Source organism: Rhizobium sp. AG207R (genome assembly GCF_027109195.1).
In the GTDB taxonomy this organism is placed as follows: Bacteria; Pseudomonadota; Alphaproteobacteria; order Rhizobiales; family Rhizobiaceae; genus Rhizobium; species Rhizobium dioscoreae.
The window spans coordinates 495,747-510,647 of record NZ_JAEPVT010000001.1 but is presented as its reverse complement, the minus strand read 5'-3'; the positions used below and the strand labels follow the sequence as shown (position 1 = coordinate 510,647).

Below are 14,901 nucleotides of genomic sequence, written 5' to 3'. Positions count from 1 at the left end.
CCGATTTTTATGACCTTTTTGTCTATACAAATAGATACAGCCTCGCCTACACTGTCAAATACAAAACATAACGAACGCAAGAATTATGCCGCATGATGCCCGATGGATTTGGCAGACGCGGTTTCCACGGACACTGAATTCATTGCCGGAGCAAGGCGAGCGTTGGTCCCAATTCATCAGAGAATTCTGAAGGATATAGAAAGCAGGATCATGAGCGGCATTTGGCCGCCGGGGCACCGAATACCCGTCGAGCATGAGCTGCTGAAAGAGTATCGATGCTCCCGGATGACCGTGAACAAGGCGCTTTCGACCCTGGCCGAGCGTGGCATGATCATACGCCGCCGCAAGCTCGGTTCCTTCGTCGCCTCGCGGCAAATCGACCGCACGGTGATGGATATTCAAGATATTTCCACGGAAGCGGAACTGGCGGGACACGAGCATAGCCATACGATGCTGATGCGGAAGATCGAGAGGCTCGATGCAGCCACCGCGATGCGGCTCGGCGAAACCATGGGGGCGGAAATCCTGCGGCTCCACTGCCTGCACGCGGTCGACGGCAAGGCGAATACATTGGAGCGGCGCATCGTCATGCTGGACGTAGTGCCATCTGCAAGAACAGAGAGTTTCGCTTCGGTCCCACCCGGCAAATGGTTGCTGGAAAAGGTGCCCTGGTCGAAGGCTCGGCATGTCATTCGCGCCGTCTCGGCCGATGCCGCGACGGCGCGCCTGCTTGAAACCGAACGCGGCGAAGCCTGTCTGATGCTCATCCGTCAGACATGGCAGAGCAGTCGCACGGTCACCTATGTCGAGTTCATCCACCCCGGCGATCGCTTCCAGTTCGCCGGCGACTTTTATCCGAATGAGAGAGCTGTCACCGATCAACCGTCGCGGGGAGATGCCTCTTGAACGAGAAACACATCGGCAGGACTGCTCCGCTCAAAGGCTTGCAGGCCTTCGAAGCTGTCGGCCGTTGCGGCAGCGTGAACGCGGCAGCTTTGGAGCTGAAGGTTTCGCCCGGAGCGATCAGTCAGCAAATCCGCAAGATCGAGAGCTTTCTCGGCGTCACCTTGCTCGAGCGCAATGGTCGCACGGTGGAACTCACCCAATGGGGAAGGCTCTACCATCAGGAAATATCGAAGGGATTCGAGCAATTCGCGGTTGCTGAACAGGTCCTGGAACGGGCACGCAACGAAAATGCGCTTGTGCTGAGCGCGCTATCTTCGGTCGTCAACAAATGGATTGGGCGGCGAATCTTCGATTGGCAGGCCCTTCATCCAAACGCGCATGTGAGGATCGTCGGTCGCGACAAGGAACCGCGCATGGGCTTCGACGACATCGATTTCCGCATCAGCTACGGATCGGACGTATTGCAGCATGAACATTATACGGAGCTGTTCCGCGACTGGGTGGTACCCGCCTGCTCACCGGCATTGATCAAGGGCAAGGCGCCTTCCGCGGCGCAACTTCTTCAATATCCGCTCCTGCATGTCGAATGGGAGAGGCATTTCACGCGCTATCCGAGCTGGCTTGAATTCGCCGCGAAGACCGGGGCGGCGCTCGAGGAAACCGCCGCGGGCCTTTCCTTCACCCTGTCGAGCAGCGCAATTGACGCCGCCGTCAACAAGCGCGGCGTGGTTCTCGCGCAGATGTCGATGATTGCTGATGAACTCGAGGGGCAGACGCTGGTCATTCCCATCGACATACGCATTCCCTTGCGCGAAAGCTATTTTCTCGCCTGGGATAGGGCGGCCTTGGAAAAACCCCACGGACGCCAGTTCCGCGATTGGCTTCTCACCATTTCTCGCCAGCAAGCCCTCATGTCGGCACCGACATCGACATTTTAGAAAAACTAAAACGGAACTCAGCTCCGCGATATTGATGAAATTTTGCGCCTGGCGATAATTTGTACATTCGCCGTCAACGGGACGGCGTGGCCGATATAAAGGGAAAATTCGATGGCGCGGACCGATAAGATGAAACTCGGAACTTTCGTCTATACGTTCGGCTTTCATCCGGCCTCCTGGCTACATCCGGCAAGCGATGTCAACGGCGCCAACGACTTCGCGCATCTGCTCGATGTCGCCAAGCGATCCGAAGCGGCCAAATTCGACTTCATGTTCATGGCTGATTCTCCGGCGGCCGCCGTCGGCGATCCCAATGCACTCGCCCGCTTCCCGACCAAGATGAACCGCTTCGAGCCGCTCTCGCTGCTTTCGGCACTGGCGGTGACGACCAACGATCTCGGGCTCGTGGCAACCGTCTCGACAAGCTACTATGAGCCCTACAATGTGGCGCGTCTGTTTTCCTCGATCGACCATCTGAGCAAGGGTCGCGCCTGCTGGAATGTCGTCACCTCTGACCACGACGAAACCGGCTACAACTTCAATCGCGAAGGGCTCGATCCGCACGCGCTGCGCTACGAGCGCGGCAACGAGTTCGTCGACGTCGTCTTCGGCCTTTGGGACAGCTTCGAGGAGGGCGCGCTCCTTCTCGATCGCGAAAACGGCGTCTACTATGACAAGGACAAGCACCACACGCTCAACCACAAGGGCAAGCATTTTCAGGTTCGCGGCCCCCTCAATATCGCCCGAACGCCGCAGGGCCGTCCTGTCATCGCCCAGGCGGGCGGTTCCGAACCCGGTATGGACATGGCGGCACGCACGGCCGAGATCGTCTTCAGCCTGGCCTCGAACATCGAGCGGAACCAGGCCTTTTACGAGAATGTCAAAGGCCGGATGGCTGCCTATGGGCGTGATCGCGACGACCTGAAAATCATGCCGGGCATCGTCATCAACGTCGGCGAAACCGAGGCCGAAGCAAAGGCGAAGGTGGATTATCTGATCGACAAGATGCATCCCGATGTCGGGCGGCTGATGCTCTCCGAGTTCCTGGAGGCAGACCTGCGCGGCGTGGCCCTCGACGGGCCCTTCCCGATGGACCGTCTGCCGGCGGCGCCAAAGGGATCGCGTGCCCTGTTCGACGAGCTGGTGGATTTCGTCAAGAGCGGCCATACGGTTGGCGAGCTGATCCGACACTATGCCGAGAAGCACACCGGGAATGGCATAACGGGCACGCCTGCCCGGATCGCCGACTACATGGAGGAATGGTTCGAAACGCGTGCGGCCGACGGCTTTATCCTGATGTTTCCGACCCTGCCGTCCAGCCTCGACGATTTCGTGCGGCTCGTGCTGCCGGAGCTTCGCCGCCGCGGGCTGTTCCGCGAGGAATATGAGGGCAAGACCCTGCGCGAAAACCTCGGCATTTCGATGCCGGCAAACCGCTTTGCCAAGACGTGAGGGCGAGGCCGATGGGTAACGACGCTCTGATCAGCGACACGGAATTCAGGCTATCGATGCGTCATTTGGCCGGCGCGGTCAGCGTGATCACGGTCGGTGACGGCCAGGACCGTACCGGTTTCACCGCGACGTCGGTTTCCTCATTTTCGGCGGATCGGCCTTCCGTCATCGTCAGCGTCAACAGGACTTCTTCCTCTTGGCCGGCGCTGCAGCGATACGGCTGTTTCTGCGTTAACGTGCTTGCGGCCGACCAGCAGCACGTCGCGCAATCCTTTTCCGGCATTGGCGGACGCAAGGGCGCCGACCGCTACGAGGGTGCCGAGTGGTATCGCCTCAGGACAGGCGCAGCCGCTCTTGAAAATGCCCTGACGGTCCTCGACTGCAAGCTCGAAACCACATTCCATCATCACTCCCATGCCATTCTGATCGGGCACATCCGTGCGATGGAGATCCGGCGGGACGCAAGACCGCTGCTCTACTGGCAAGGCGGCTATCATGACCTGCCGGCTGCTGCTGATCGCCCCCTAGCGGAGCCGATCCGGCAGTAGTCCGATGGAAGTGACATCGGCATTGGCAAAGGCAAGCCTAAGGTAGCGCTCCTGGCCCTCGCCGAAATATGCGCCTGGTATGCAGACGACACCGCGTTCCCTCGCGAGTTCCTCGGCAACCTCGGACGACGATCGGCCCTCGAAGGGATGGCGAACAAAGGCGAAATAGGCGCCGATCGCCGCAATCTCCCAACCCACCAGCCCGGAAAACGCCGATCTCAAGGCATCGGCCCGGCGAGCGATTTCCAGCCTATTGCCGGCCCGCCAATCGGCAAGGACAGGCAAAGCCGATGCAACCGCGATCTGAGCCGAACGCGGGGCGCAGATTTGCATATTGTCCATGACTTTCGCGATCTCAGCGACAAGCCCGAGGCCCGCCGTGACGGCGCCTAGCCGATGGCCGGGAATGCAGAAGGATTTCGAGAAGCTGTAGAGAAGGACAAGCGTATCCTCCCAGCCCGGCTCCGAAAGCAGGGCGTGCGGCCGGCCGTAACCTTCGGCCAGGAAGTCGCGATAGGTTTCGTCGACGACCAGCCAGGCGCCGTATTTTCGGCACAGCGAGAAAAGCTCGTGAAGCAGCTGAGGCGGATAGACTGCTCCGCTCGGATTGTTGGGCGTAACGACGGCAAGCATCTTCGCGCCGGCCGCAAGCGCGGCTTCGGCAGAGCCGAGATCGGGAAGAAAGCCGGTTGCAGGATCGCACTCGACCAGTCGGCGCCCGATCCCCAACATCGACAACGTCGTGTCGTGATTGAAATAGAAAGGATTAGTGAGCGCTACCGTATCGCCCGCGCCCGCAAGCGCAATCGCCGTGCACATGAACGCCTGATTGCAGCCGGCCGTGATATGGATATTGCCGGCAGATATGTCAGCGCCATAGAGCTCCGCGACATGGGCGGCATAGGCCTGGCGCAGCAAAGGCTCGCCCTCGATCGGCCCGTATCCTGTCATCGCCTGTTGTGCCGCCGTCTCGCCGAGAAGCCGCAGCATCTCCGGGTGTGCGGGATAGCCGGGCACAGCCTGCGACAGATCGATGAGTGGCCCCTTCGATCCCTTGTATTCGCGTCCCCAGGCGACGACGGAAGGAATGGGCGGAGGCGAGAGGCGGGCAACGAGCGAATTGGATTTTGCAGCGGTCATATCGATTTCTCTTTGATACCGATTGCTACAACGATACCAATTGTTTTCTCAACCTCTTTGTTGAGCGGGACGAACCTCAAGCGGAGACGCATGCGCATGGTGTGGGACAAGACGCGGCTCGAACAGCTGCGCGCGGAATTTTCAGACGCCAATGGCGGCGAGATATTCGACGAGAAGTTTCGCAAAGTGGCGGAGAAAATCATCTCCAAGAGCGGTACGAGACTGGCACCCTATGCCGGTGTGCCGACTTTCCTCAGCGCGCCCTACATGCAGGTCGCGGCCGACGAGCCTGACTTCGGCAATCTTCAGGTCGCGATAACGGGAATCCCGATGGATCTTGGCGTCACCAATCGCCCCGGCTCCCGCTTCGGACCGCGTGCTCTTCGCGCCATCGAAAGGATCGGTCCTTACAACCACGTTCTGGGAACGGCGCCGGTCTTCGATCTTCGGGTCGCCGACATTGGCGACGTGCCGTTCCAGAGCCGCTACCGGCTGGAACTCAGCCACGACGACATCGAGAAGCGTATCGGCCAGATCGTCGATGCCGGCGTCGCACCGCTGTCGGTGGGTGGCGATCATTCCATCAGCCACCCGATCTTGAAGGCTGTCGGCCGGAAGGAGCCGGTCGGTCTCATTCATATCGATGCGCATTGCGACACCAGCGGTGCCTTCGATCAAACGAAATTTCATCACGGGGGACCGTTCCGCAATGCCGTGCTGGACGGCGTGCTCGATCCGACAAGGACAATCCAGATCGGCATACGCGGTTCAGCGGAATACCTATGGGAATTCTCCTATAAATCGGGAATGACCGTGATCCACGCCGAGGACCTCAGCGGAAAGGGGATGGAAGCCGTCATCGCCAAGGCCAAATCCATCGTCGGCGACGGCCCGACCTATCTCTCCTTCGACATCGACAGCCTCGATCCGAGCTTCGCGCCGGGCACGGGCACGCCCGAGATCGGCGGATTGACGACGCGCGAAGTTCTAGAGCTGATCCGCGGGCTGAAGGGCGTGAACCTCGTGGGCGGCGACGTCGTCGAGGTCGCACCGCAATATGACGCAACGACCAACACAGCACATGCCGGAGCCCAGGTGCTCTTCGAGATTCTGAGCCTCATGGTGTTCAGCCCATCGATCGGCGGACGCTGAATGTTGCGGACCAATCCGCGCGAACTCCGCGAATAATCTCCGGCAACGTCGCCGCAGGTCGACGAGAGGACCGCATAACGGAATTCAGGACGACAATCAGCTTTCCCTGTGAAACAGGCGCTGGTGGAGAAGTCGCCCTGGCGCCCATGTCACCGGCGCTCGTGATAGCTAGACAGATGCGGAGGGGTGGCGTTAAGCTTTGGCTTTGTAACGGCGACACCAGAAACATGAACATGATTGGATCCCCCGGCAAATCGGGAGAAGACAACGAGGAAAAGATACTGACCAATCCGGCGCGGCTTGGAGGCCGTCTAAGGCTCGCCAGGCAAACCCGGGGCTTGACCCTTAAGGCTCTCGCCCTGGCCGCGGATTGCTCTGAAAGCCTTTTGTCGAAAATTGAAAACGGCAAGGCTTCGCCCTCGTTACCGATGTTGCATAGGCTTGTCGGTGTTCTGGGTACGAATATTGGCTGGATGTTCGAGGAGGCCGACGGTGAAGAGGGCATCGTCTTTCGTTCCGGGACAAGACCTTTGATTGGGCTCGACCCATTGCGCAGGGGGGAAGGCATATCTCTCGAACGGATAATCCCCTATTCGCAAGGCCATCTGCTTCAATGCAACATCCACCACATTGAGGCTGGCGGCCAAAGCGCCGGGCCGATCCAGCATGTCGGCGAGGAGGTTGGATACGTTCTCGCCGGCGAGATCGAACTGATGGTTGGCGAACGGACATTCCGGCTTTCCGTCGGCGACAGCTTCGTCTTCAACTCCGAGCTGCCCCATTGGTATCGCAATGTGGGCGCGGATCGCGCAAGCATCTTTTGGGTCAACACACCGGCGACCTTCTAGCGCCGCCACCGTCCTCAAAGCGAACCTGCGATCATCTTCAAAGCCACAAATTCAAGTCACTTGACAATCATTCAAGTTACTTGAATACTCCCCTTGCAATCCAAAAACATGGGGAACGATCATGCATCTCAAGAAATACCTGTTCGGTTGCGCGATTGGCGCGACCGTGGCACTTGCCTGCGGTGCCGGCGCCGCGATGGCGAATACGCTGGCTCTCGTGACGATCAACCAGCAGGCTCTCTTCTTCAACCAGATCAATGACGGCGCCAAGGAGGCGGCAAAGAAAGCCGGCGCCGATCTCGTCATATTCAACGCCAACAACGTGCCCAGCGCGCAAAATGACGCCATCGAGAACTACATCACCCAGAAGGTCGACGGCATCATATTGGTCGCCATCGACGTCAACGGAGTGAAGCCTGCAATCACCGCCGCCAAGAAGGCCGGCATTCCGGTCATCGCTATCGATGCCCAGATCCCGAACGGCGACAACATCGCCTTCGTGGGTGTCGACAATACCAAGGCGGGTGAGCAGATCGGCAAGTTCTATTCCGATTACGTCAAGGACAAGATGGGCGGCAGCGCCAAGGTCGGCGTGGTCGGCGCGCTCAATTCCTTCATCCAGAACCAGCGTCTTGATGGATTCAAGGCGGCGGTAAAGGCTGGCGGCCAGAAGGTCGATTTCCTCGATACCGTGGACGGTCAGAACGTCCAGGATGTCGCCCTCAGCGCGGCGGAAAATCTCATTACCGCCAATCCCGACATGACGACGCTGTATGCGACCGGCGAGCCGGCACTCCTCGGCGCCGTTGCGGCTGTCACCAGCCAGGGCAAAACAGGTAACGTGAAGGTCTTCGGCTGGGATCTGACCAAGCAAGCGATCGAGGGCATCGATCAGGGTTGGGTGACGGCCGTTATCCAGCAGGATCCGGCCGGCGAAGGCAAGGCGGCCGTCGAAGCGCTCGTCAAGGTGAAAAAGGGCGAGAAGATCGATCCGATCATCAATGTGCCTGTCACCATCGTCACCAAGGAAAATGTCGACAAGTTCCGGGGCATGTTCAAATAACTCCCCGCATCTCGTCACGTCATGGCCGATCGCATCGGCCGTGACGTTGTGGCATCATGGCTAAGGCCATTTCCGCAAGGCAGCATTGATATGACAAACGCTGATACCTACCGCGTCAGGATGACCGGTATCTCCAAACGCTATGGCACGATGCAGTCATTGGACAATGTGTCGTTGACCTTGAAACCGGGCGAGGTCCTCGGCCTCGTCGGTGACAACGGCGCCGGCAAATCGACCCTGAGCAAAGTGCTTTCGGGCGCGGTCATCCCGGATTCAGGAACGATCGAGATCGACGGCAAACCAGTTTCCTTTGCCTCGCCCGCTGACGCACGCGCCGCGCATGTCGAGATGGTCTACCAGGATCTGTCCCTTTGCGACACGGTCGACGTGGCTGGAAATCTTTTTCTGGGGCGTGAACCGAGGTGGAAGCTTGCGGGCATTCCAATCCTCGACAAGAAGACCATGCATGAACGGGCGCGCCATATGCTGGAGGGGCTCGGCATCGTCATTCCGGACACGCATCTAAAGGTCGAGAATCTCTCAGGCGGGCAACGCCAGTCCATCGCGATCGGACGTGCGGCGTCATTCAATCCTTCGGTCCTGATCATGGACGAGCCGACGGCGGCCCTGGCTGTTGCCGAAGTCGAGGCGGTGCTGGAGCTCATCCGCACGGTCAGCGCCCGCGGCGTCAGCGTCATTCTGATCACGCATCGGCTGCAGGATCTCTTCCTCGTCTGCGATCGCATCCAGGTGATGTATGAAGGACAAAATGTCGCCGAGCGCCTTATCGCCGAAACGAATATCGAAGAAGTCGTCAACCTGATCGTCGGCCGCAAGTTTTCCGCGCGCTCGGCCGGCCAACATACCGAGCGAGGCGCTTCCATATGACCATGACATCCTCTCACGCCCAAACCGGCACGTCGTCTCGGCTGCGGAAGGCTCGCCTCTACGACAAGGCGATAGCCAATGGCGGCATTGTTTCAATCGCCCTGTTTTTCATCGCGGTCTGCATTTTCTTCTCCCTCTTTACAAATGTCTTTCTGACCGCTCCCAATCTCTTGAACGTGGTCAGACAATCCGCCCCCTTATTGATCGTGGCGGCGGCCATGACCTTCGTCATCACGACAGGCGGTATCGATCTTTCGGTTGGATCCGTATTGGCCCTTGCAGCAACGCTTTCGGCCGCCTGCCTGCAGGCAGGAATCGCGTGGCCGATTGTCGTTGTTTTGATGATGCTTCTTGGCGCGGCGACCGGATTAATCCAAGGATATTTCATCGCCTATGAGCGGATCCCCGCCTTCATCGTCACGCTGGCCGGACTATCGGTCATCAGGGGGCTGGCGCTGCTTATCACCGGTGGCTATTCGATTCCGGTCGATCCGCAGAGCCCGTTCACCGCGATTGGCCAGGCCTGGTTCGTTGGCATCCCTGCCCCCGCGATGATCGCGATCGTTGCCCTCATCGCGGCCTATATCGCCTTCAACGAAACGCCGTTCGGGCGATACGTCACCGGCATCGGCGCCAATGCCGAGGCGGTGCGCCGCTCAGGCGTCAACACGCGGCGAGTCACCCTATTCGTCTATGTGATATCGGGCGTGGCAGCCTCCGTCGCCGGCATCATTCTTGCCGCGCGCCTGGGGTCCGGCTCCTCAAATGCCGGGCAAGGCTTCGAGCTCGATGTCATCGCCGCGGTTGTACTGGGCGGTACGAGCCTGTTCGGCGGGCGCGGTTCAGTGGTCGGAACGGTGCTCGGCGCACTGACGGTTGCCGTCATCGCCAACGGCCTGATCCTCTCGCACATGTCGCCCTTCTTCACGCCGATCGTCACCGGGGTCATCATCCTCGTGGCAATCTGGTTGAACTTCCGCCTTTTCAAAGGCGCGATAAGAGGCCGCTGAGCATGATGGATCATCTCTTTGCCGAGGGGGCCAGAACGCGGCACGCCATTGGCGTTCATACCGGATGCGCGATGACCGTGCTCGGCCCAATTCCGGTCGCGGACATGGGTGTGACACTCATGCATGAGCACATCTTCCTTGACGGAGCGACCTCATGGAAGTGCCCTTGCCATCCCGACGAAAAGGCGATCGCCGAACAGCCGGTTGGAATAGAGATCATCGGCGAGTTGCGGATGAACCCCTATATGAACCGCGACAATGTCTCGCTGGATGATCGGGATCTGGCGCTAGCCGAACTTTCCCGCTTCCAGAAGCTTGGCGGCCATACCGTGGTTGAAACCACCAACTTTGGCATAGGGCGCGATGCCGAACAATTGGCCCGCATCGCCCGCATGTCCGGTCTGAAGATCATCATGGGAACCGGTTTCTACCTGGAGCATACGCATCCGGAGTGGCTGAAGGGCATGGATCTGGACGAGGTCACCGCCTTCATCGTCAACGACGTCGGCGGTGGCGAAACCCAGCCAGATATCATGGCAGGCATCATCGGTGAGGTCGGCGTCAGCAAGGACTTTACAGCCGAGGAGCAAAAATCCTTGAGGGCATCGGCGCGAGCCTCGCGGTTGACTGGCCTGCCTCTATCCATCCATTTGCCGGGATGGGAACGCCTTGCCCATCGCGTCCTTGATGTGGTCGAGGATGAAGGCGCGGACCTGCGTCACACCGTGCTCTGCCACATGAATCCCAGCCATAATGATCTTCATTATCAAAAGAGCCTCGCGGAACGCGGTGCCTTCCTGGAATACGACATGATCGGCATGGATTATTATTACGCCGATCAGAATGCGCAATCGCCATCGGACGAGGAGAACGCGAGGGCGATCAGGGCGCTCATAGACCTGGGCTTCGCCGATCGGCTGCTTCTGTCTCAGGACGTCTTTCTCAAGATCATGCTGACCCGCTATGGCGGCTTCGGCTACGGCTACATTCTCAAGCATTTCCTGCCGCGACTGAAGCGTCACGGTGTCGATCAGCAGGCGATCGACCAAATGCTGATCACCAATCCCCAATCGGTATTTTCCGCCTCGGCCTGAAGGTCGGGTGCATCCAAGGAGCAGACATGAGCAAGAAAAAGGTTCTTCTGGCGGGTGAATCATGGGTTTCGACCGCCACTCATATCAAGGGTTTCGATCAGTTTCCGACGGTGACCTATCACACCGGTGCCGACGAATTGCTGAAGGCATTGAAGGACAGCGCCTTTGATGTCACCTTCATGCCGGCCCATGAGGCGCAGCGTGATTTCCCGCTGACAGCCGAAGCACTCGCGGAATATGACGCGGTCGTTCTGTCCGATATCGGCGCAAACACGCTGCTATTGCACCCTGATACCTGGATTCATTCCAAGAGGACGCCAAACCGGCTGAAGCTGCTGCGCGATTACGTTACAAATGGCGGCGCGTTGCTGATGTTCGGCGGCTATTACAGCTTCCAAGGCATCAATGGCGGCGCGCGCTATCATAAAACGCCAGTGGAGGAGGTGCTGCCGGTAACCTGCCTTGCCATCGATGACCGCGTTGAAGTTCCCGAGGGGTTTTCGCCCGTCGTGACAGGCAATGACACCCACCCGGTTCTCAAAGGCCTCGGCAAAGATTGGCCCTACCTTCTCGGTTTCAATGAGGTGAAGGCGAAGCCAGGAGCTGACGTGCTTGCGACGGTTTCAGGCGAATATGGTTCGCAGCCACTTTTGGTAACCGGCACCTATGGCGCCGGCAGGACACTCGTCTGGACTTCGGATGTCGGTCCACACTGGCTGCCGCCGGAGTTCATTGCCTGGAACGGCTACAAGACGCTCTTCGAGCAGATGCTGGCCTGGGCAACGCTCAAGGACTGACGCCCATGCGCCTCCACGTCGTCGGCAATGTCTGCGTCGATACGAGCTTCCGCCTGCCACGCCTGCCGCGTCCGGGGGAAACGCTCAATGCGACCTCGATCGTTGAAGGCATAGGAGGCAAGGGTGCCAATCAAGCCGTGGCGGCGGCGCGAAGCGGGGCAGCGGTGTGCTTCTGGAGCGCGCTTGGCGACGACGACATGGCGGATGGCGTGAGCGAGACGTTGAAGAGCGACCTCGAGGTCGATCGACTGATCCGCCTGCCTCTTTCCACCGACCGTTCGACGATCCTGCTGGAAGAAGCCGGCGAAAACGCCATCGTCAGCGCCGTCGCCTGCGCGCGAGCCTTCGATCCGATCCGGCAATCGGCCCTGACGCGGACCTGGAGCAAGGGCGACATCCTTCTGATGCAGGGCAACCTGTTCAGGGAGGTCACCGCCAGCTGTCTGAAGCTTGCCGGGAGGTCAGGCCTGAAGACGGTGCTCAATGCCAGTCCTCTGTCGGACATGACGGTCGAGGATCTTGCCGACGTGGATCTTGTCATCGTCAATCAAGGCGAAGCCGCGGCGCTGACGGGCATGGAAAGCCCAAGGGCAGCGGCAAACCTGCTTTTGGAGAACGGAGCGAGAAGCGTCGTCGTGACGCTTGGAAGCCAAGGCAGCCTCATATGGGATCAGGCGGATCAAACACCAGTTTTCCTCGCAGCGCCCAAGAGCGCGGTCGTTGATACCAGCGGCGCCGGTGACTGCTTTGCGGGCGTCCTCGTCGGCATGCTCGCACAAGGAAAACCCCTGACCGCAGCCGCGAACGTGGCAACCAAGGCCGCCGGCATCTCCGTCGGTCGTCTTGGAACGCTCGCCTCCTACCCCTCGCGGGTGGAAATTTCGGACATCATCAAGAGATCAGAACTGGAAAACACATGAGTGGGACAATGAAACCCATCGGGCAGATAGCTGGCAACGCGCTCATCGATCTTTTCGGGCGCGAAAAGGCGATCATAGGCGTCGTTCACCTGGCGCCGCTTCCCGGTGCGCCGCGCTACTCCGGCGAGGAGATCGAGACCGTCTACCAGCGCGGACTTGACGATGCCCGCGCCTACCTTGCCGGCGGCTGCGACGCCGTGATCATCGAGAACCACGGCGATATTCCTTTTTCCAAGCCCGATGACATCGGCCCCGAAACCTCGGCCTACATGGCCGTCATCTCCGATCGCATCCGTCGCGAACTCGGCGGTCCGATCGGCATCAATGTTCTTGCGAATGCCGCCATTCCGGCGCTTGCAATCGCCAGTGCGGCAGGCGCGGGCTTCGTGCGCGTCAATCAATGGGCGAACGCCTATGTCGCCAATGAAGGCTTCATCGAGGGAGAAGCTGCCCGCGCAATGCGCTATCGCGCACGGCTCAATGCCCATGGCATCCGCATCTTCGCCGATGCCCATGTCAAACATGGAGCGCATGCCATCGTTGCGGACCGACCGATCGAGGAACAGGTCAAGGATCTCGTCTTCTTTGACGCAGATGCCATTATCGCCACAGGGCAAAGGACAGGGCATGCAGCCGATCTCGATTACATCAAAATGATCAAGCGGGCGGCGGGGCTGCCGACCCTCGTCGGTAGCGGTGTGACGCCGGAAAATGGTAACGACATTCTGTCAGTAGCCGATGGTGTGATCATTGCAAGCTCACTGAAGTATGATGGCGTCTGGTGGAACGCAGTCGATCCGCAAAGGGTAAAAGACTTCGTGACAGGCATCCATCGATGACGTCATACCCACAAATCAATGCGCAGCGTCTGCTGCGGCGCATTGCCGATTTTGCAACGATAGGAGCAACGCCAGCGGGAGGGGTGAACCGTCAAGCGTTGAGCATCGGAGATAGGACGGCCCGGCGCCAGCTTGCGGAACTGGCCGTTGCCCGCGGTTTCAAAGCCAACCAGGATGCGATCGCCAATCTGTTCATCCGGCGTGAGGGACATGATCCTTCATTGCCACCCGTTTTGATTGGCAGCCATCTTGACAGCCAGCCCACGGGAGGCAGGTTTGATGGTGCGCTTGGCACGCTATCCGCCTTCGAGGTACTGGAAGCCCTTGAGGATGCCGGAGCCGTTACGGAACGATCCGTCGAAGTTGTGTCTTGGACCAACGAGGAAGGTAGCCGCTTCTCTCCCGGCTGCATGGGATCCATGGCCTTTATTGGCGCGGGCGACATGGCTGTGTGGCAGGATGCGCGCGGCACCGACGGGGTCAGGCTTGGCGATGAATTGGAGGCGACATTGAAGGCACTGCCGGAAGCCAAGATGCAGCCGGTCGGCCATGTGGTGTCCGCTTTCGTTGAGATGCATATCGAGCAGGGACCCGTTCTCGAGCGCGCGGGCATCCCGATCGGCCTCGTCACCGGCGTACAAGGAACCAGATGGCTCGAAGTTTCCTTCAGCGGCGAGGCGGCTCATGCTGGCACGACTCCGCTGGAATTCCGCAAAGATCCCATGGCGGCGGCCGTCGCGGCGATCGCGCAACTGCAGCTCCTCGTCATGCCGGCCGATCCGATGGCGCGGCTGACCGTTGGTCGAATGAGCGTCGAACCCAGCTCTGTCAACGTCATTCCAAGCAGGGTCACATTCACCATCGACATCCGCCATCCGCGAGAAGACGTGCTTTCTTCCATAGAAGCTCAAATCGACGCGGAATGCCGCGCGTCGGCTATGCGCCATATGGTCGATGTGCTCATCAAAAAACGTTTCGACTTGGCACCCGGACAATTCGACACGGCAATCGTCGATGTGATCGACAAGGCTTGCGAAAGGCTTGGCGTTTCCAACATGAAATTGGTTTCCGGCGCCTTTCACGATGCACTTTTCATCAGTCGTGTTGCACCGACAGCGATGATATTTGTTCCGTGCCGAGACGGCATCAGCCATAACGAGGCTGAATTTGTCACCTCGGAGAACATCGAGACAGGCGCGAAGGTACTGCTTGAGACTGCCCTTTCCTTGGCTCGATGAGCAATGATCATCCCCCTTAAGGCGGCCGATGATAGCGCGACAGAATCAGCGACGGCATGCGGACGCAG

The 14,901-nt window shown here is 59.4% G+C and carries 15 protein-coding genes; 14 read left to right on the top strand and 1 reads right to left on the bottom strand.

What is annotated here, in order from left to right; translation table 11 throughout:
• The first annotated feature begins 162 nt into the window (after positions 1–162).
• The 4 genes from JJQ51_RS02165 (at position 163) to JJQ51_RS02150 (ending at position 3,844) form a co-directional block, all read left to right on the top strand.
• A complete protein-coding gene (locus tag JJQ51_RS02165) occupies positions 163–906 on the top strand; it encodes a UTRA domain-containing protein (RefSeq protein ID WP_152095251.1) in 744 nt (247 codons plus the stop codon).
• On the top strand, positions 903–1,844 hold the full coding sequence (locus JJQ51_RS02160; protein ID WP_269244219.1) for a LysR family transcriptional regulator: 942 nt from the start codon (positions 903–905) through the stop codon (positions 1,842–1,844). Before JJQ51_RS02165 ends, JJQ51_RS02160 begins: the two co-directional genes overlap by 4 nt.
• A gap of 111 nt (positions 1,845–1,955) precedes the next feature.
• Entirely contained in the window at positions 1,956–3,296 is a 1,341-nt protein-coding gene (locus JJQ51_RS02155) for an LLM class flavin-dependent oxidoreductase (protein ID WP_152095253.1), read from the top strand.
• Positions 3,297–3,307: 11 nt separating this feature from the next.
• Positions 3,308–3,844: a flavin reductase family protein gene (locus JJQ51_RS02150; RefSeq protein ID WP_113353001.1), complete on the top strand. Its 537-nt coding sequence runs from the start codon at positions 3,308–3,310 to the stop codon at positions 3,842–3,844.
• On the opposite strand, the gene JJQ51_RS02145 is transcribed toward JJQ51_RS02150, so the two are convergent.
• The gene (locus tag JJQ51_RS02145) at positions 3,821–4,984 is read right to left on the bottom strand and encodes an aminotransferase (RefSeq protein WP_269244218.1); all 1,164 of its coding nucleotides are present in this window, start codon (positions 4,982–4,984) and stop codon (positions 3,821–3,823) included. The two genes, JJQ51_RS02150 and JJQ51_RS02145, sit on opposite strands and share 24 nt — an antisense overlap.
• Before the next feature lie 96 nt (positions 4,985–5,080).
• Between JJQ51_RS02145 and speB the strand changes: the two genes are divergently transcribed.
• The 10 genes from speB (at position 5,081) to JJQ51_RS02095 (ending at position 14,833) form a co-directional block, all read left to right on the top strand.
• Positions 5,081–6,136, top strand: coding sequence for an agmatinase (gene speB, locus JJQ51_RS02140; protein WP_113353534.1), 1,056 nt, complete (start codon positions 5,081–5,083; stop codon positions 6,134–6,136).
• 233 nt (positions 6,137–6,369) lie between these two features.
• Positions 6,370–6,984 carry a cupin domain-containing protein gene (locus JJQ51_RS02135; RefSeq protein ID WP_113353533.1) on the top strand — a complete coding sequence of 205 codons (615 nt, stop codon included), beginning with the start codon at positions 6,370–6,372 and terminating at the stop codon, positions 6,982–6,984.
• 121 nt (positions 6,985–7,105) lie between these two features.
• The gene (locus JJQ51_RS02130; RefSeq protein ID WP_113396489.1) at positions 7,106–8,047 is read left to right on the top strand and encodes an ABC transporter substrate-binding protein; all 942 of its coding nucleotides are present in this window, start codon (positions 7,106–7,108) and stop codon (positions 8,045–8,047) included.
• A gap of 90 nt (positions 8,048–8,137) precedes the next feature.
• Complete coding sequence (locus JJQ51_RS02125; RefSeq protein ID WP_152095254.1) at positions 8,138–8,935, top strand: ATP-binding cassette domain-containing protein; 798 nt, start codon at positions 8,138–8,140, stop codon at positions 8,933–8,935.
• Between the two features lie 2 nt (positions 8,936–8,937).
• Entirely contained in the window at positions 8,938–9,945 is a 1,008-nt protein-coding gene (locus JJQ51_RS02120; RefSeq protein ID WP_233788545.1) for an ABC transporter permease, read from the top strand.
• Between the two features lie 5 nt (positions 9,946–9,950).
• Positions 9,951–11,039 (top strand): phosphotriesterase family protein, encoded by a 1,089-nt coding sequence (locus JJQ51_RS02115; RefSeq protein ID WP_113388678.1) that lies wholly within the window; start codon positions 9,951–9,953, stop codon positions 11,037–11,039.
• Between the two features lie 26 nt (positions 11,040–11,065).
• Positions 11,066–11,836 (top strand): glutamine amidotransferase, encoded by a 771-nt coding sequence (locus JJQ51_RS02110; protein ID WP_113421133.1) that lies wholly within the window; start codon positions 11,066–11,068, stop codon positions 11,834–11,836.
• A gap of 5 nt (positions 11,837–11,841) precedes the next feature.
• The gene (locus tag JJQ51_RS02105; RefSeq protein WP_145323183.1) at positions 11,842–12,756 is read left to right on the top strand and encodes a PfkB family carbohydrate kinase; all 915 of its coding nucleotides are present in this window, start codon (positions 11,842–11,844) and stop codon (positions 12,754–12,756) included.
• Positions 12,753–13,595 carry a BtpA/SgcQ family protein gene (locus JJQ51_RS02100; protein ID WP_113421135.1) on the top strand — a complete coding sequence of 281 codons (843 nt, stop codon included), beginning with the start codon at positions 12,753–12,755 and terminating at the stop codon, positions 13,593–13,595. The genes JJQ51_RS02105 and JJQ51_RS02100 overlap by 4 nt, the downstream gene beginning before the upstream one ends.
• The gene (locus JJQ51_RS02095) at positions 13,592–14,833 is read left to right on the top strand and encodes a Zn-dependent hydrolase (protein WP_145635713.1); all 1,242 of its coding nucleotides are present in this window, start codon (positions 13,592–13,594) and stop codon (positions 14,831–14,833) included. The genes JJQ51_RS02100 and JJQ51_RS02095 overlap by 4 nt, the downstream gene beginning before the upstream one ends.
• Positions 14,834–14,901: the final 68 nt, after the last annotated feature.